The 17,933-nt window shown below is 67.2% G+C and carries 10 protein-coding genes; all 10 read right to left on the bottom strand.

The features are described 5' to 3' along the window. Positions 1–33: 33 nt before the first annotated feature. The 10 genes from KEG38_RS17155 to KEG38_RS17110 all read right to left on the bottom strand — a co-directional run bounded on the left by KEG38_RS17155 (position 34) and on the right by KEG38_RS17110 (position 17,931). Entirely contained in the window at positions 34–492 is a 459-nt protein-coding gene (locus KEG38_RS17155) for a phage tail protein (protein ID WP_271926574.1), read from the bottom strand. Between the two features lie 20 nt (positions 493–512). After that, positions 513–2,876, bottom strand: coding sequence for a phage tail sheath family protein (locus KEG38_RS55540; protein WP_272420661.1), 2,364 nt, complete (start codon positions 2,874–2,876; stop codon positions 513–515). 24 nt (positions 2,877–2,900) lie between these two features. Next, positions 2,901–3,671 (bottom strand): hypothetical protein, encoded by a 771-nt coding sequence (locus tag KEG38_RS17145; protein WP_272420658.1) that lies wholly within the window; start codon positions 3,669–3,671, stop codon positions 2,901–2,903. Then, complete coding sequence (locus KEG38_RS17140; protein WP_272420657.1) at positions 3,668–4,288, bottom strand: Pvc16 family protein; 621 nt, start codon at positions 4,286–4,288, stop codon at positions 3,668–3,670. The genes KEG38_RS17145 and KEG38_RS17140 overlap by 4 nt, the downstream gene beginning before the upstream one ends. Before the next feature lie 1,811 nt (positions 4,289–6,099). Then, complete coding sequence (locus KEG38_RS17135) at positions 6,100–7,446, bottom strand: hypothetical protein (RefSeq protein WP_272420655.1); 1,347 nt, start codon at positions 7,444–7,446, stop codon at positions 6,100–6,102. Between the two features lie 16 nt (positions 7,447–7,462). Beyond that, on the bottom strand, positions 7,463–8,734 hold the full coding sequence (locus KEG38_RS17130; RefSeq protein ID WP_272420654.1) for a hypothetical protein: 1,272 nt from the start codon (positions 8,732–8,734) through the stop codon (positions 7,463–7,465). 53 nt (positions 8,735–8,787) lie between these two features. After that, positions 8,788–9,807, bottom strand: coding sequence for a hypothetical protein (locus tag KEG38_RS17125; RefSeq protein ID WP_272420652.1), 1,020 nt, complete (start codon positions 9,805–9,807; stop codon positions 8,788–8,790). Then, entirely contained in the window at positions 9,804–12,341 is a 2,538-nt protein-coding gene (gene tssI, locus KEG38_RS17120; RefSeq protein ID WP_272420650.1) for a type VI secretion system tip protein TssI/VgrG, read from the bottom strand. The genes KEG38_RS17125 and tssI overlap by 4 nt, the downstream gene beginning before the upstream one ends. Further along, complete coding sequence (locus tag KEG38_RS17115; RefSeq protein ID WP_272420647.1) at positions 12,338–13,921, bottom strand: hypothetical protein; 1,584 nt, start codon at positions 13,919–13,921, stop codon at positions 12,338–12,340. The genes tssI and KEG38_RS17115 overlap by 4 nt, the downstream gene beginning before the upstream one ends. Beyond that, complete coding sequence (locus tag KEG38_RS17110; RefSeq protein WP_272420645.1) at positions 13,921–17,931, bottom strand: RHS repeat-associated core domain-containing protein; 4,011 nt, start codon at positions 17,929–17,931, stop codon at positions 13,921–13,923. The genes KEG38_RS17115 and KEG38_RS17110 overlap by 1 nt, the downstream gene beginning before the upstream one ends. Between the last annotated feature and the right edge of the window lie 2 nt (positions 17,932–17,933).

Genomic DNA, 17,933 nt, shown 5'->3' with positions numbered 1-17,933 from the left:
CGAGCCGGTTCATCACGCGCGTAGCCCCGTCGATCAGGTGACGTCAGGGAAGCCCATTTGAATGTCCTCGGCCGAGAGGACGATCTCCTCCATGGCCACGTCGCCGCCGCCCTTCGCTGCGAGCGTCGGCCCCGTGTATTTCATGGGGGTCACGTTGAGGAGCTTCCACGCCTGGACGGGCTTGCGTGCCTCGTCGAGCAGCGTGATGAGCACCTCCTTGCGGCCGAGCGGCCCGCGCTTGCGGATGTCGGCGATCCAGTCCCAGAACGCCCTGGAATCGACGATGCCGCGCTTGAGCGTGACGTCGCCCGTCTTGTAGATGCCGGGCACCTTGCGGACGTGGTTGTCCGGGTCGCTGCCCTCGCGGTACTCGGCCATCGTGAACTCGGTGTTGAGCCCGGAGACGTCCGAGAACCCGCCGAACGCGTCGCTCCCGTCGATTGAGACCGTGAAATTGAATGCCCCGTAGGGCGGTCGCTTGCTCGTGCTCATGGCGATCTACGTTCTCCTCGTCAGTTGCCCGCGTCGGCGGTCTTCTGGCCGATCCGGAAGATGACGAACTCGGCGGGCTTGACGACGGCCACGCCGACGAGGCAGATGAGCCTGCCATTGTCGAGGTCGTTCTGCGTCATCGTGCTGCGATCGCAGCGGACGAAATAGGCCTGCTTCGCGTCCGCGCCGAGCAGCGCGCCCGAGCGCCACTCGTTGTAGAGGAAGCTGCCGATCGTCTCGCGTACGTTCGCCCAGAGCCGCTCGCCGTTCGGCTCGAAGACGGCCCATTGCGTCCCGACGTCGATCGAGCGCTCGATGTAGTTGAAGTAGCGGCGCACGTTGACGTATTTCCACTCGGGATCCGAGCTCATCGTGCGCGCGCCCCAGACGCGGTATCCGCGGCCGGAGAGGTAACGCAGGCAATTGATCCCGATCGGGTTCAAGACCTCCTGCTCCGCAAAATTCACGTCGGTGTCGAAGCGGAGCGCGCTCCGGACGACCTCGTTCGCGGGCGCCTTCCACACGCCTCGCTCGACGTCGCTGCGGGCATAGATGCCGCAAACGAAGCCGGACGGGGGGAGCACGAGTTCGCGCGGGTCCGTGCTGCCGGGCCTCGCGAGCGGGTTCGGTACGACGACCCAGGGGTAATAAAGCGCCGCGCGCGTCGAGTCGTGCTTCGCGCGGAGCGTCTGGACCTCCGAAATCGTGAGGCCCTTCGGCGGATCGACGACCGCGATCCGGTAGGTGCGCCTCGTCTCCGCCGCGGCGATGAGCTCGGTCCGAATGCCGTGCGCGTCCGTGTACGCCGACGAGCCAGGGGCCGCGATGATCGAGATGTCCTCGACGCCGCCGAGCGCCGCGAAGCCCTTCGCGTAGCTCGCCGTGACGGGCTCGCCGCCGTCGTCTCCGCCCGCGAGCTGCCGCACGCCGCTGTTCGCGAACAGCGCCGTCAAGAGATCGAACGTATCGACGTTCGTCGAGACCGTCACCGAGAAGAGGCGCCCGAGGTGATCCGCGCGGCTCTTCGCGTCCGGTGGGAGGACGTTGCCGATGAAGCGCGGGTGCGCCTTGTCGACCGCGAGGTTTTCGTACGTCGTCTCGTCGCCGTCGGCGTCGATCGTCGTGAGCGAGAGCGACAAGAGGGACACATCCCCCTGCGCGAGCAGCTGCGCGGCCGTGCTCGTATTGCCGTCCGCGTCCGCCCAGTTTCCATTCGCGAGCTTCTTGAAGAACAGATCGGTCGCGCTGCCGTCGCCCTCGCCCACCGTGTTGGCCTGGGTGTCGAAGCCGAGCGCGGCGTTCGCGGTCCCCGTCCCCTCCACCGTGATCTTTGCCTTCGAGCCGGTCGCCGTCGTGGCGAACGTGAGTTTGCCGTCCTTGTCGATGAACACCTTGACGGCGAGGTTCTCCGCATTGATGCGGGCCTGGATGTCGCTCACCCCGACCGCGTGGATGTCGGGGATGTTGTTGTTCGCCGTGTCGTTCGCATTGTCCTTGAGCGGCGTGGTGAACGCGATCGTCGCGGGAGACGATTTCACCTCGATCCGAGCGCCCGTGCCCGCCGCGTCCGTGCCGAGGACGAGCGTCGCGCCGGACACGAACGCATACCCGCCGCGCAGGCTCTTGTTGATCTCGATGGCGATCGCCTCGAGCGAGGTGCCGGTCGTGAGGGGGATCGTCTGCTCGAGATCGCCGATCTCGATGACGAGCGCCTCACCATTGGCGATCGTCACGTTCCCGGGCGTGCCCACCGTATCCGACGTGACCTCGGCCGATTTGCCCTTGAACGTGATGGTCTTCGGTGTGGCGACGTTGTTCGCCTCGGCGATGAGCTCGAGGGTGGTGAGGTTCTTCAAGTCGAACGTCGGTCCGAGCGCCGTGTCGGCCTTCGCGGCCGCGGGCGACGCGTTCGCGGTGACGACCGCGATCGTCCCCTCGGAGGCGCCGGCGAGCGCCGCATCGGCGGCCGGCGTCCTCACGCCGCGGAAGACGAACTTGCCATTGCCCGTGCTGCCGGGGAAGCGTGCCGCGAGCGTCACGTTGTGACCCCCCACCGCGAAGGTGAGGCTCGCGATCCCGTCCGTCTCCGGATCACCGCCGAAGACGCGGGCGACGTAGAGCCTGCCGCCTCCCTCGTTGAAATAGGCGCGCACGGCGTGCGCGAGGTAATTCAGGGGATCGACGCCCTGGCCGAGATCGAGATCGGCGAGCCCGCCGAAGAGCCGCGCGAAATCGGCGAAGCTCGTGACGAGCTCGGGCTCGCCGACCGGGCCCTTGCGCGCGGGCCCAGCGAAGCCAGTGGTGCTGGTGCTCACCCCTTCGATGGATTTGGAGCGGAAGCTCGTCTCTTCCACGTATACTGCAGGCGCGAGGTATTCAGGCACGAGGGCCCCTCCTTCGAGGATGGATCAAGGTGTAGGTGGGTTCGTCGAAATGGTAATGGGATCGAGCCGGTGCTCTCGACCCGAGACGAGCTCGATGGCCCCCTGCCAAGCGAGCGTCGCGTTGTTCTCGTCGCGCTCGTCGGGATAAAGCGGCGCGTAGCCCGCCTTCGCGAGGTAGACGCGCGCCTCTCCCTCGAAAGGAGCCGTCGCGACGGCCCCGCTCGTGTCCTCTCCCCATCGGACGACGGGGATACGCGGCACGAAGACGATCGCCTCGCCGCGCGCGTCGGACAAGCCGCGGCCGACACGCGTGACGTTTTCGTCGACGGGCACGGAGACCTCCACGATCGCGCCCGCGACCTTCTCCCCGTCGTCGTACGAGATCGACAGCCGCACGCTCGTCGTCACCGCGACGGGGCGCGCGATGGGGGATGGATAGAGGAGGTACTCGACGGGCGAAAACGCGGCATTCGATTGGCTGCGCGGCAGGTGCACGGTGCCGACACGCGAGAGGTACCGCCCGCCGGGATCGGCGACCGTGAACTCGAGCGCGACGGATCCATGCGCCGGCGCGCCGGGCGGCGCTTGAAAGGAGCCCGTGAACGCCGCGAGCTCGGCATCGATGCTCGCGGCGCCCGTGCGCGCGCGGGTGATCACGAACATGCCCGAGCGATTCGCGACGAAGCGTATTCCCTCCCCGGCGACGGAGAGAGGACTCAGGATCGGCAATCCCGTCTCCGCATCGAGGAAGCGGATCGCGCCGAGCACGCGGTCGTCGACGAGCTCGACGATCACGAGCCACCTCCCTTGCCCTGGACCTCGAAGCGCCGCGCGAGGACGGGTTTGGCCGGATCGTACGTTCCGAGATCCTCGAGGCGCACGACGCGCGCGATGTACGAGGCGCTGAGGCAGTAGGGGCGCCGGATCGCGTCCCAGATGCGCATCAGATCTTCGTTCGAGAGCTCGGCGGGGATCACGTGGATGACCTCGTCCGGCCCGAATTTGCCTTCCTCCGTGAGATCGGAGGCGCCGAGGATCTGGTGGGTGTGCAGCTTCAGCATCGTCCACCCCATGATCCTGAGCTCGTCCTCGACCTTGTCGGACCACACCGTGAGTAGGAAATGCAGATCGAGCGCGAGCGGGGGCGGCGCGTCGGAGGGCCTCGCTCCGAGCGGCTGATTTCTGAGGTGCTCGTTGACCGTCGCTCGGTACATGTAGAGCGACACCCGCGGCTTGACGGGCGCGTCTTCGCCTTCGCCCACATCGCCCATTTCACCGCTCGACAGGACGGCGAAATCGCAGCTCGGCAGGAGCGACGAGTGCTCGGGCTTCGCCTGATCCGCCTGATACGCGTACCTCAGGTACGACGCCAGCGAATCGGCGACGGAATGAATGGCATAAAAGCTCGCCACGAACCGCATTCCTCCGGCACGGGTACCTTCGGTTGCACCAGCAGGCAGTCGATGAACGTGCTGCGCGCCCTGGATCGTCGGTCGTCGTCCGCGGAATACCGGAGTATTCCTGCGTCCGCCTCCCTGGATCCAGGGCGCTCGCGGCGCTTCTCGACTGCCTGCTATGCTCGACGTCGCGCTCACGGGGCGCGCAGACGTCTCCCGGCGTCAACGCCGGGGATCGGCCGTTCTAAGAATACTCAAGGAGTCCCCGGACGCCCGTGCACCTTATCATGGATTTGGGATTCGATGTCAACACTTATCTTTCGGACGTCGAAAGTGCGAACACGAGTACGCCAGCACTTCTCCTTATATGGGCGCGCGCCATGGGTAGCTGCTTCGCATGTCTTCCAATGCGAACCGAAAAGGACGCACTGCTGGATGACGCGTCTCCCGAACGGCGCGGCGCGGCGCGGGCGGGCGGCACCCTTTTTGCCATTGACGTGGCTGCCCTTCGCCCGAACCTCTGTCTCCTCTTGTAAGCCTCGGCGGGCACTCCATGTTCCTGGAATTCGTCTTGCGCGCCGCGCGCTCCTCTACGCACCTCATCATCCTCATGTCCGCTGCGGGGCATTCCTTCCGGTTATGAACCGGCGGACGGGTGTCGCTGCGCCGGCGCCCCGCGAAGCACGCTCCCCGTCGACGCCACGCCTGCCCCTCGCCTCGGGGCGCAAGGGACCCGAAAGGGCCTCGCGTCCCCCGATCCCCGAGGCGCGAGGGACCCGTCCGCGTCCCGTGCGCCCTGCGCCTCCGGAATCAGTCCACCCGTCACGATTTCGCGCCCTCTCGACCTCCCGCCGGACGACCCGAGCGTAACTTTCCTGCTCCTCGTGAATCCGCGCCGCCATTCCTGCATTCAACGCGCACCCGACGGCGCTGCCAGCGCTGCGGGCACGGAATCGGACCATCACCGGGCCTTCGGCCCAGGGAGCTCGAAGGCGCGTGTCAAAGACCGCCCAATCGGATCCCAAGCGGGTCGGCCAAGCGGATCTGAACTTCGGGGGTCGGGTCGTCATTCATCGAGACGCCACTGACGCACCTACACTTCATCTACGCCAACACCCCCGCTCAGGGTCCCCCGACCGTGCCCCAAATCGTGCCCAGACATCACGAACGCCGGCGAAATTTAGCGGACTTCAGAGGGACGACGGGGCCACCCAGCAGGAACAACCCCCAATGATTCCGGTCAGTTCCAGCAGACTCGCCCGAACGTCACACAACGTCTCCCCCGCGTGAGTCCGTATCTCGACGTGATCTCGGGGGCCTGTGCGGGCGCAGCCTCGAACTCCACGCAAAGCGACACGTATTGCTCGAACGTCAGCGGTGAAGGCGCCTGCCCCGCATTCGTCGACGGTTGCGGCGCCGACGGAGATTCGGCTGGCGAAGACGCCGGAGCGCTCGGTGATGGCCGCTCGAAGGGCGTAAGACGGTTTCTCCGAGGGCGGATGTGGCCGAGAGAGCCCGCGCCGCGCGTTACGCGCCACTCGCGCGGAGGGCCGGTCCACTCATGCGCTGCTGCCTGAAACAGCAGCGGAGGGCCGGGCATGACGAACTGCACAGGCATTTGTCTGGTCGAGTTGCACCGCCGGCGGCGGCGCAGCAGCCACGATGGGAGCTTGCCTCTCAACGGGTGCCGGGCGAATCTCTTCGCCGCCCTCGGTACGCTCGTGCCACCCTTCGGCGCGATCGCCGGCGGCGCCCTCTCCTCCTCGACCCCCCAGTGCTCCATCGGCACGAAGAGTTCACGTCGTCGGCCGCGGGGTTGCCGGGGCTCACCTGCGCATGAGCCAATCCCGATACGTCACACACGCCCTCTCCCACGCAGCCCGCACGTCCGGCTCGCTCGCCATGCGCCCTTGCCAGTAGGCATTGACTTTCTTCCACTGCTCATGCGTGAGCCCGTACCGCCACGCAACCGCCTGCGCGTGCCCCGGCGCTGCAGTGAGCTCGACGCAGAGGGATGCATATCGTTCGAGCGTCAATGTCGGCGTATTGGGTGGGGTGCTCGAACCGGGCTGCGCGGCGGGCACCGGCATCGGCTTGCCGGCCCCAGGCCGCTCGAAGGGCGTGGCTGGCTTTTCCCCTCTCATCGGGTCCAAGACGGTCGACAGATCCACCGTGCTCTCCAAGGGGTCGCGGTGAGCGGGCGCCGGGTTCTGCGCGCCCGCCGGAGGCGGCTTGTTCGGCAACGCATGGGCCTCGGCCGAGAACACGATCCGTGGGGCTGCCTGCGGGCCCTGTGCCGGGCGACGGAAAGGCACCGGTTCCCGCAGCGCCTCGTTCAATCGATCCACTTCCGTGAATTCGGTCGTCTTGTTCGCACCCGAACGCATGTCGCCCGGCTCCTGCTTTTTCTCCTCCACGCGCGAAATTGCGGACGGAGCGGCTGGGTCGAAGGGCAAGGGATTCCTTCGGTGCACGTCCGCAGCGACGAACGACCCCGTGAGGGTCAGGGTCGTTTCCAGGCTCGGAGGCGCCGGAGCCACCACAGGGATTGCCTTTACGAGCGGCGGTGGGGCCGAGACTTCGTGCGCTGCTCGTGCGCTATTCGGATCGAATACCGGCGGGACGGGCGTCCGACGTTGATCCGCCGGAGGCCTCGCCTGGGAGGGAGTCACCGCCCCCTGGCGCACATCGTCACCAATGACCCGCGGCTCCACGCGCAGCGCCGGGACGGGCTCGAGCGGCGCGTGCGCAGCCTGGAGAGCCTGGGTTGCGAGAGAGGGATCGGCGCCCCGTTTCCCGGCCCATGCACGTTGCAGCCGCATGACATCGGCCATTTGGATGCCGCACGCCGCGAGGAACACGTCGGGATCCACCGCGGCAGCGAGGTGACGGGAAAACTGCGTCCATGCCACGATGTCGCTCTCGAGCGGCTCGATCCGTGGGGCAAGCAAATCCGCCACGCGAAGCACGTGCGTGTCGTAGGCGACGAGTAGGGAGCAATCGCCCGCTGCGCTCTCCACGAGGCGTTCATTCCAGGCAGCCTCTGCCGCGGACCACTGCTCGGGCGCGACCTCCGCCCACGAGAGCGCGCGTGCGAGCGAGTGCCCGGCAGAGCGCGCGGCGTGAACCTTGGCGAATGCGGAGAGCGGGATCGTCGCGGTCTCTTTCGGCATGATCGTCTCCACGATGTCAGTCGCGGCGCAGGCCCCTCGGGAGGTTGCGCCACACATCCTGCCCGAGCGCACCCCAGCGCGCGGGATCGCCCGCCAATCGGCTGCCCGTACGCGCCGCAATCTCGTCGAGCCGCACGCGCCTCGCTCGCACCGAGTGCTCCGGTCGTCGAGCCTCGGCGACCGCAGCTTCCGGCGACCATGGCAGGCCGCCGCGATGACGGCCGCCTCTCTCGGCGAACCGCGCGAGCACCTTCTTCCACGCCCCGTGCGGATCGGGCTCCGTTTCAGGGACCTGCGCGCCGAATGCCGTGACGAGCGCTTCCCACGCGGTCGCCGCCAGCTCCGGCTCCTCGAGAGCGCGCAATGCGCCGTGGAGCAGCTCCGGCACGCCGAACCGTCCGAGCGCTTCGATGAGCGCCTCCGAGGTCGGGAGCCGCGCAATCAACGCCTGCGCGGCCCCCACGAGCGACTCGTCGCCGGCGAGCGCAAGGTTCTCCACCGCGAGAGAAGCGGCGCTCTCCGGCATATCGTCGACCCGAGCATGGAGGTTCGTCACCGGCCGGAGGTCGCCGAGGATGAGGCGCGTGCGCGCCTCTTCCCGCAGGATGTCCGGGTCCGTCGCAACGAGGAATGGGGCGTCGAGCAACGGCTGGGGAGCGATGTCAGGGGAGCGGGTGGCCGCACGAAGCGCCGCCAGCATGAGGTACGGGTCGGTCCCAGGTATGGGTATGCCCGCGCCTTTCGGTGAGATCTGGCGTTGCGAGAGCACGTCGATCGCCGTCGCACGCAGGATGCTGGAGGAGCTCGTTCGCGATTCGGCGAGCATATCGAAGAGCTCTGGGTGCGACGATGCCGAGAGCGCATCGGTCGCCGCGAGCCACGCGGAGAAAGGCGCCTCGCGCAGCGATTGCAGCCACGTCGAGAGCGCCGGTCGCGCGCCGGGCTCGTCCCACGAGGCGAGCAAGAATGCCGTGCACCACGCCACCTCGGGGTCGGGATCGTTCCCTTCCCAGAACGCCAGAATATCGGGGACGCGCATACCGAGAACCGCTGCCGCATCGATTTGCGCAAGCAAGCGGCGCTCGACCTCGTCGCGCTGATCCATCGGGCCTTCATAGCGATCACGGGCGAGGACTTCGGCGCGCTCGAGGCAACCGGCGATTTGAAACTGGCGCACTTCGCGGAGCCGCACGGACGCCGCCCGATCGGCCACGATTTTCACGCGAAGCCCCTCGGACGGAGGCGCCGGCGCGAGCGCAGGCTCGGCGACTTCAATGCTCGAAAGCAACGGAGCGGGCGTCCACAGCCGTGGCTCGCGAGAGGCCATGCGAGGCGCCGCTTTCACGAGCCCCCCCGAACGACGGCGACACCCCGCAAACCATCGGGAGACGTCGCCCACGCGAGCGCGTGCTCACCGCGAGGCGGCGAGGCCCGATCGACCCGGTATGCCGCATGCTTTCGCATCGCGGCGCCGAGGGCGAGGTGCAGCGCGCCGGAAGCCGCCCCCACGCGCCCGAGGACGCTCTCTGCGCTCACGACCTCTGCATCGATCTCGAAACGAGCGTTCTGCCGCGCGAATGCGAGCTCCCACTCGCGCCGCCGGAGCGGATCGACGTCGGCCGGACCAAGCGCCAGACCAAAACGCCCCCCATTCATGGGCAGATTTGCGAGAAGCGACGAAAGCGCCGCGCCGTCTTCGTCGACGTCGTTGTCGTCACGCGCGCTCCCGCTCGTGGTCGCCGCGTGCACGAAGGTGCCCTCCGTGGACAATCCGAGCCTGTGGGCGCGCTCTCGCGTCACCAGCACGAACGCCACTGCGGCCTCGCCGATCGGACCGAGATTCGCTCCCCATGGATCGAAGCGAGACGCGGACCATGCATCGATCGCGCGAAGCGCCACGTACGAATCCACCGCGAGTACCAGCACGGAGCCTTCGGACCGAAGCTCGGCTCTCGCGGCTTCGAGCGCGGACATGGTCCCCGCGTCGCCGCGGAATGTGACGATGTCGGGATTGCGCACCGCGGCCTTCAATGTGGATCGCAGCGGAGCGACGTCGCTCTCTCGAAAACCAGGACGGTCCGCCGCGTGGACGAGCAGGACACGGGAGGGCCGCACTTCGTCCGGCACGCCGCGGAGCGCCGTGCTCGCGGCCTGGAGGCCCAGGATGCGGAGCCGCGAGCTCAGGGGGCGATCCGCGCCGATCCATGGGCACGAGAAGACCGGGAGGAATGTCTCGTCGTCGTCGACGAAGGCTCCCGTTGCCAGCGGCGCCGCTTCAGCACGCAGAAGGAATGCGTGCTCCTCCGCCGTTCGACCGAGTGGGCTGACGAGCGCGGACGCGACGATGGCGAGATCGGTCATCCCACGCTCTCCTTGCCGCTCTTCACGGTCTTGCCGTTGATCGTGATGCTCGCTGCCGCGAGCGTGACCCCGCTGCCGTGCACGATCACGCTCGCGCCCGGAACCTCGAATACGACCTTGCTCCCCTCGAGCGTCGCCGGGCCCCCGACTTGAATGGACATCGACCCCTTGGCCTGTAATAGAAAGCCCGCGCCCGCATTGGCGGTGTAGGCGCCCGCGACGCGCCGCGTGTGCGCTCCGGTCACGTTGCGCCCGATGGCCTGCGCGGCGGTGACGGCAATGGTCGCCGACGTGTCGCGCGACGCGCCTGCCGTGAGCCTGCTGATGCGCACCGCGCTCGTCGTGTGGCTGCCACCAATGGCAAACGTCGACGCTCCGAGGGTGGTCCAGTTGATCGTGCTGGGCGTCTGCATCCCGAGCAGCGCTCCGATGGACTCCGTCATCACGCCGTCCACGAGGGTATTGCGGTGGCCTGCGGCCGCAGCTGCCCCGTCCGCGCCGCTTCCGCTCGAACCGCCCGAACCGCCGCCTGCCGCCTGCGCCCCGCAGCGATCCTGCGCGCGCTGCGACCATGGGGTCAATCCCATCGGGTCAGCTGCGGCGACGATTGCATCCCCGCCGGGGATCGCGCTAGCGATTTCGTTGATCGCCGTCTGCCCGGCGGCTTGCAGCAGCCCCTCCATTCCGCCGCGCGCATAGCCTTGCCCGAGCGCCTTCCCGATGTTGTAGCCACGGGTCAGCGCCGCGCCCACCACCGGGATGCTCCCGACGCCCGCGAGCGCGGCCGACTCGGCGAAGCTGGCGAGCCCATCCTTGGGATTGCCCACGAGCTCGATGAGCGCACCGCCGATGGCGACCGACTCCGACGCGACCGTCGTCGAGCCCGTCGCCTTGATCGTGATGGTCTGGTTGCCGCCGACGGTGAGCGATTGCGACGCCGCACCGACGAGGGCTGCATTCTGCACGGAAATCGTCTGATGGCCGCCGATGGTAAAGCTCTGGTTCCCCTTCACGTGGACCGATTCGAAGCCCACCGTCTGATTGAGCATGTCGTTCGCGACGGTCGTCGTCATCCCGAAGCCGGCCGTCCATACGAGGTGCTGGCGCCCGGCGCCGTCGTCGAACCGCACCATGTTCGTCTGGCCTCCCCCAGGGGAGCTGGCCGTGCCAATGGTCGTGATGGTCTTGTTCGCGGGGAGCGGAAACGGCGGTAAATTCCGGCCATTGTAGACCCGCCCGAGCACGTAGGGTCGCTCGGGATCCCCGTCCTCGAAGGCGACCTGCACCTCCCAGCCGACGCGCGGAACGAGCATGGAGCCCGGCATGTTCGGCTGCATCACGCGGATCGGCAGGCTGGCCGTGTGATCGTTCGGGGCCTCGCGGTCCCACGAGAATCGCACGTGCACGCGTCCGAGCTCGTCGGTGTGAATCTCCTCGCCCGGAGCACACGTCACGAACGCCGGCTGAACGCCGTGGATGCGCGGACGCGGCGTGACGTGCGGGAGCCGATAGACACGATCACGCGGAATGGCCCACACGCGCGCGGTGAAGCGCCCCTCCCCTGCCGTCCATTCGAGGTGTGTCCGTGTGGCGAAGTATTTTCCCTCGGGAATCGCCGTGCCCGTCGCGAGATCGCTCTGGATCTCGAAGAACTTGCCCGCCGCGATGTCGAGCGCCGATGTCTCCAGGACGATGGTCGAGGCATCCGCGCGCAAGCTTTCCGCAAGCAGGCGCGCCCGCAGCTCACCTCCCGCCTCGTCCAGAAACCCCGCAGGCGCCGCGTAGACCTCGATCGCCCTCTCCGTGTCGAGCCCATCCTCGCACTTTCCTTCGAGCTGCACGCGGGGATTGGCCACGTTGTAATCGCGCACGACGACCTTGCCCGGCCGGCGCTTGCGCCGCGCGCTCGCGCTCCACGCAATGCGGTCTTCCGCGCCGAGGGCGTGGGTATCGACGAGCCGCACAGCGCCGCCGGGCGCTTCGTCCGTCGTCGTGGAGGAGTCGCACAGGACGAACCTATCGAATCCATCCTGCTCGTCATGGCGAAACCAGAGCCCCTCGCGCTCGCAGAGGCGCCGCACGAAAGCCGCATCCGTCTCGTCGTACTGCACGGTGTGCTCGCGCTCGGCGTGCTCCTCCAGCAGCTCCTTGCCGAACTGCTCTCCGGTGACCCCGACGTCGGCGAGCACCTGCTCGATGATCTGCGGCACCGTCTTGCGGCGAAAAACGCGGGAGCGATGGCGCAGCTCGAGCCTCTGGCAATGCGAAGTGAGGAGCACCTCGCATTCTCGAGCGGCCCCCGGATCGGCGCTCGCGACCGCGGAGATCTGCGCGATGAAACCGTGCATCGTGCGCTCGCCGTGTGGCCCCCGGATACGCACCGCGGCGGGGCTATCGAGCCAGGCGCGAGGATCCTGCGGCGTTTGCAGGAAAAGGCGAATGCGCGCGCGATGCGCCTCGCCCACGGCGGTGTCGAGGACGAGCCTCGCGGCGGGGTAGGTCACACCCTCGACGCGCATCTCCACGGTCCTCATGGTGAGTTGTCCTCATCGTTCGTGGAGGGTCCAGACTGACCGGCGAGTAGCCCGACGGCTGTGACGATGTCGTCTTCGAAGTGGATCGATCGCCGCATCCTTCCGAGCGGGCTCGGCAACCAGCGAGAGAGGATGATGGATTCCTTGCCGCCGTGTTCCAGCACGCTCCGCTCCCATCCTTGCCCGATCAGCTTCTCGGCGTCCTCGACCGACATGCATTGCCATAATTCGAGATCGTCGTAGGGCACGGCCTCCTCGACGTCGCCCGGCTCGATATGGAATCCCGCGAGATGCGCGTGATCCGACGAGGCGAAGACCTCGAGCGCGGGATACTTGAGAATGGGGGGATCGATGCCCGGGGAGGAACGGGACCAGGGCTCTCCAAAGAATTTGATCACGTCATCGAGCCGGCTCCCGACCGGCAGCGGGCCGAGCCGCCCCTCCAAGAGCCAGTCGAGCAGACGCTCTCCCGTCGGACTCTGCGGTGGTTCGTAGACCCTGGGCAGATACGTGTTCATTCGTTCGGGAGGCGAAGAAATGGGTGGGGCAGCCATTCCAGGCGGGACGCGCCGCTCCTTCACGGAGACGTGGATGCTCTCCAGGCGAGAACGCCGTCGATACCACGAGAAAAAGAGCACGAGCCGAACGAAGCCGACCTCGCTCGGCGTTTCGAGCTCCAGCGTGGAGATGCCGTGCGGCGTCGGCCAATCCTTCCGGATGAGCCCGAAGGAGCGCTGGGCGTCCTCGATGGACATCGAGCGCCATTTCTCGAGATCCGCGAACAGGACGAGTTGCCGATCCTCTCGCAGAGCGACGGAGAATCCCCGCACACGCGCTCGATCCGCCGTGAGCTTCACCAGCAATCCGGGATAATGCAAGGACGGACGCCCCTGCTCGGCGCTGCCGAAGAGGGTCGAGGCCTCGAGGGAGGGTGCGCCGAGCGCGATCGGCCCGAGCTTCCGTTCGCGAACCCATTCCTCGAGCAAGGCTGCCTTCAAGAACTCGGGCAGCCGCTTGCGAGCGTGCTCGTGAAAGGCATCGTCGCTGAGGTCGAGAAAGTCCGGAGCAACCACCTCGACCTCTGCCGCGTGTCCGTTCTCGTCGAAGAGGATCTGTTGCTTGACGACGCCGACGGACGTCGCCTCCGAGCGTCCCCAGGTGGTCGAATTGTCGTAGGAGGAGACATCGGTGAGCTCGAGGCCGAAAGAGCGCTCCGCTTCCTCCTTGGAAATGGCTCTCCACCTCTCCAGGTCGACGAAGGGGATCAGGGGCTCTTCCTCGCGCAGCGCCAGGCGAAACCCGGCGAGGGTGTCGCGATCCGCAGCGACGAGCAATGTCAACCCGGGATAGAAGAGGTCCGAGCATCGAGCGCGGGGTTGCCCGATCACCTCGAGGGCCTCGGAGACCGCACTGCCAATCCCGACCGGACCGAGGCGGCATTCGCGGAACCAATCCTCCAGACGGGCGTTCAACAGACAATCGTGCAGTGCGCGCGGCGCCTTCGGATCATCGATGCGCCGCCGGAGCCTCCAGAGGGGCGCCGAATGGAAGGCTGCTCGCCGTGCGTCTCGCTCGTCCATCACGCCCTCTTGCACTTGGTGATGTTCCGGATCGCGCGCTCGACCTTCTTTGCCTCCTGCGCGCGGTCCTTGCGATTGAAGTTCTTGAACAGGCTCTCCTTCGCCTCACGCGCGGCTTTCTGCAGGCGCAACCGCCACGTCGCGTCCGATTTGAACTTCTCTTCCGAGAGCTGCACAGCCCTGTCGCGCTGCCGCTCCTCGTGCGCGCCGTCGGGATTGAATGCGCCCTGAAAGACGATGTTCCCCTGCGCGTCGGTCGTCACTTTGACCTCCGGCAGGGGGTTGCCCCTCCGATCGGCCGTGTTGAAGTGAACGCCTTTCGAGATGACGTCGTCCTCCGTCGCGGTGTGGGGATGCCACGGATCGTCCGCGAGGCCCAGCGGATCCACCACGGCGAAGGGCGACCCCGGGTAGGCGAAGAGATTGTCACCGCCGATCAGATCGATCGGATCCGAGCTCAAGAATCGAGCCGTATCCGGATCGAAATAGCGAAATTGCATGTATGCGAGGCCGGTCTCGGGATCCGCGTACTGGCCGAGCAACCGGAACGGGCTCTCCACGTCGGTGTCGAAGTCGCGCTGCACCTTTTCGATTCTTCCCCACGCGGAAGCGAAGGCGCGCCAGGCCACGCGTCCGCGTTGATCCACGAGCTCGGCCGGCACGCCCATGGGCGTGGTCACGCAAAGGAATACCTCCCCGCGCTCGGCGTGCAAGAGAGGCGTGAGCGTGCCCGGTTCGTGCACGAAGACACGCCGGCCGGCGCCGTCTTCGCGGCCGCTGTCCCGCTCCTCGCAGAGGGCATGATCGTCCCAAAGAAATCGTACCACCCGCACCGACGGCAATGCAGAATCACCGCGCTCCTTCATGCGCGCGAGGGCATCCGCGAACGTGCCGGCGACGGGCGCAATGACGTGCTTGCGCACGCGACGCCCGAAAGCGTCGTAATAAAAGCGCACCTTCGCGCCGTACGGCGCGACGACCTCGCGCAGGCGGCCGCGCGCATCCCAGCCGTAATACGTCGAGGCGCCGCCGGCATCCCGTTTCTCCATCCGCGCGCCGCGATCGTCGTCCTCGTAGCTCGTGCCGCCAGCGCGCAGGAGTCGATTGCCCATGCCCATGCGCCAGGCGGTCGGAGCTTCCTCGCTCGTCGACGATGCGCCGCGCACGGATCCCGTCGTCTCGTACACGAAGGTCTCGGTGAGTACGGGCGAGCGCATCCGAACGAGTCGCTTCATCGCGTCGTGCACGATCGTCGTTCGCCCCCATGCGGCGTCTTCGATCGATGTCGGCAAACCCGCGGAATCACGGGTGTAGACGCGGCTCACGGAGGCGCGGGGCGACGGCTCGCCTGCGCGTAGATGCGCGCGGACGTCCACCTGCATGACGTTCCCGCCCGCATCGTAACCCGTCTTCGCAACGACATCGCTGCCGAATCTGCGCTCGCGCTCTCGACCGTGCGCATCGCGAAAGATGCGCACGTCCACGCCCCCGTGCGCCGCCGACAGCAGATCCCCGTGTTCGTCGTAGCGGTATTCCGTGCGCGCGCCGTCCGGCAAGGTGCGCGCCGTGCGCTGCCCCATCGCGTCGTATTCGAACAAGATCGGGCGGCCATCCTGGATCTCTTTCACGATGCGCCCGAACGCGTCCCGCTCCACCTCCACCACCACGTCGCCCGAGTACTCCGACAACGTGGCTTTCATGATCCTCCCGAGCGCGTCGCGCTCGAAGACGATCTTGCTGTCCGCGGTGCGATCTTCGACGACGTTGCCGAGCGCGTCGTACGAGAATTCGCGAAAATCGCCGTTCGCGTAATCAATCCGTGAAATACGGCCCGCCGCGTTTCGACGGTACGTGGTGGTCCTCCCGTCGAACGCCGTCTCGCGCACGACGCGACCCACGCGGTCGTACTCGAACTCGTACCGCTCGGCGCGTGGATTCTCGATGCTCGTCCGGCGCTCGTCCAGATCGTAACGAAAACGCGAGAACTGCCCGTCCGCGCTGGTGGTGCGTGCCAGCACGCCGGTCCCTTGATACTCGAAGCGCGTCACGGCGCCGAGCTGATCCATGAAGCGCGTCACCTGCCCCTCGCAATCGCGCTCGTACATGACCTGCGAGCCGTCCGGATACGTCACGCGGAGCACGCGACCGCACGCGTCATTCTCGATGATCGTCTGTCCGCCCGCTGGATCGATTCCACCGACGAGGCGACCCAGCGCGTCGTAGGTCGTGCGGAAGATGCCGCGGCCGTGCAATGCACGGCTCACGAGGTTGTGGTGAGCGTCGTACGCGAGCCGCTCCAGGGCGCCTTCCGGGCCGATGATCGCCACCGCGCGCCCTTCACGGTCGCGTTCGATACGGAACGTGACTCCGGTCGTGGACGTGAGGCCGATCAGCGCGCCGTGCGCGTCATACTGAAAGCGGGTCTCGTTCCCCTCGGGATCGACTGAGCGGATCAGGAGATCGTCCGAATGCTCGTAGGTCGTCACGTTGCCCGCAGGGTCGACCTCCTTGACGAGGTTGCCGCGCTCATCGTACGCGCGCTCGATCTTGTGGCCCGCTCCATTGGCGCGCGCCAGCAAGTATTGATCGGCGTCGTACTCGTTCGCCTCGATCAGCGCGCCATCCAGCGTCTCCTCGCGGATCACGAGCCCCTGATCGTTCCAGGTATAGCGCCGCGGCTCTTCCGTCGTGTGGGTGACCGTCTGCCGGGCATCTACGTCCTGCTCGAGCCGCACCTCCTGCAGCCCTCCGTCACCCCAGGCCCGAATGCACGTGCCGCGCTCTTCGTCGTATTCGTAGCGGAACGTGATGCCGCTCCGCCACGTGTGCTCGATCATGCGGTGCTGCCCGTCATAGACGTATCCCTCCGCGTGACCGAGCGCGTCCATGGCCGACGCGAGCTCACCCTCCGGATGATAGGTGTAGCTGAAATGGGTCCGCAAGCGCGCTGGCCCTTCCCCCGAGGGATTCGCCGCCCAGACCTCGACGCGAACGATGCGCGCCTCGCCGTCGGTCGTGATGCGGAGCTCGCGACCCACGCTGTCGTCCACGCGAACGAGACGCTCGCCTTCATACGTGAACCGGACGCTCTGCCCGCGCGACGTCTCGATTGCCATCAAGAGCCACGCGCTGCCAGGGCCCGGCGCGAAAACATGCAAAAGGCGTGTGACGTGGTCGCGCACGACGATCTCGCGCTTGCTGCGACGCTCGAGCGTGAGCCGCTCGCCGTGATGGAAGGTCGCCTGGTCCGCGCCGAGCGCCCCGAACTCGACCCAGCGCCCATCTCGGTTGCGCAGCCGAAACGAACCTCCCACCGGCTCGAGCCGCTGATCGAGCGAGAGCGTCCAGCCGCCCCGCCCGAGCGCCGTGCGCTCCTTCGCGAATCCCGATGAATAGCGCCGCTCCCATACGAGAGGGATCGGACCGGGGAGCTCGAGATCGACGGCGCGATCGCCGACGTAGCAGGTGGCGACGTCGACCGGATCGCTCTTCCATTTCGGCTGCTTTGCGGGCTGCGCCGGGAGCGCCTTCTTCTTTTTCTCCTCCCGGCGAACGTTTCTCAGGATGGACTTGACCGTGGTATCGATGTCCGCGCCTTCCAGCAGCGGCACCGTCGCCTGGCTGGCTCTCGCCTCGTCCATCATCACGTTGGTGGCCACGGTATCGCCCGTGCAGCAGATGGGTTTGCCCGAGACCTTGAAGCCGCTCGAGCCGCTCGTCATCACGCCGATGTTGAACGTCGCGTGCGTCAGCAAATCGCCGCCGCCGGTCTGCGCAGGCTGATTCGCCGGCGGATCGAGCTTCATCGTCGAGCCCACCACGAGCACTGGCTTGCTAGCGACCTTGAGCTTGCTCTTGGTCTTCTTCGCATTGGCGGAGCGACCCACGTAGGGGAACGGCGTCGGCGCCGGCGGCGCCGGCGGACTCACCAGGCTCGGCACGGGGGGCGTGACGCAACCGTGATTGCTACCCCGGTGGGCGACGTTTTTCTTGCCAGCGTTCGTGCTCATGA

This window comes from Polyangium jinanense, from assembly GCF_028435265.1.
Lineage (GTDB): Bacteria > Myxococcota_A > Polyangia > Polyangiales > Polyangiaceae > Polyangium > Polyangium jinanense.
The sequence above is the reverse complement of the archived record's forward strand: the minus strand, read 5'-3'. Positions and strand labels throughout refer to the sequence as shown.

Excerpts from the sequence above, each read along its gene's own strand:
- KEG38_RS17115 (WP_272420647.1), bottom strand. The coding sequence starts at position 13,921 with ATGGACGAGCGAGACGCACGGCGAGCAGCCTTCCATTCGGCGCCCCTC.
- KEG38_RS17125 (WP_272420652.1), bottom strand. The coding sequence starts at position 9,807 with ATGACCGATCTCGCCATCGTCGCGTCCGCGCTCGTCAGCCCACTCGGT.
- KEG38_RS17155 (WP_271926574.1), bottom strand. The coding sequence starts at position 492 with ATGAGCACGAGCAAGCGACCGCCCTACGGGGCATTCAATTTCACGGTC.
- KEG38_RS17135 (WP_272420655.1), bottom strand. The coding sequence starts at position 7,446 with ATGCCGAAAGAGACCGCGACGATCCCGCTCTCCGCATTCGCCAAGGTT.
- KEG38_RS17110 (WP_272420645.1), bottom strand. The coding sequence starts at position 17,931 with ATGAGCACGAACGCTGGCAAGAAAAACGTCGCCCACCGGGGTAGCAAT.
- tssI (WP_272420650.1), bottom strand. The coding sequence starts at position 12,341 with ATGAGGACCGTGGAGATGCGCGTCGAGGGTGTGACCTACCCCGCCGCG.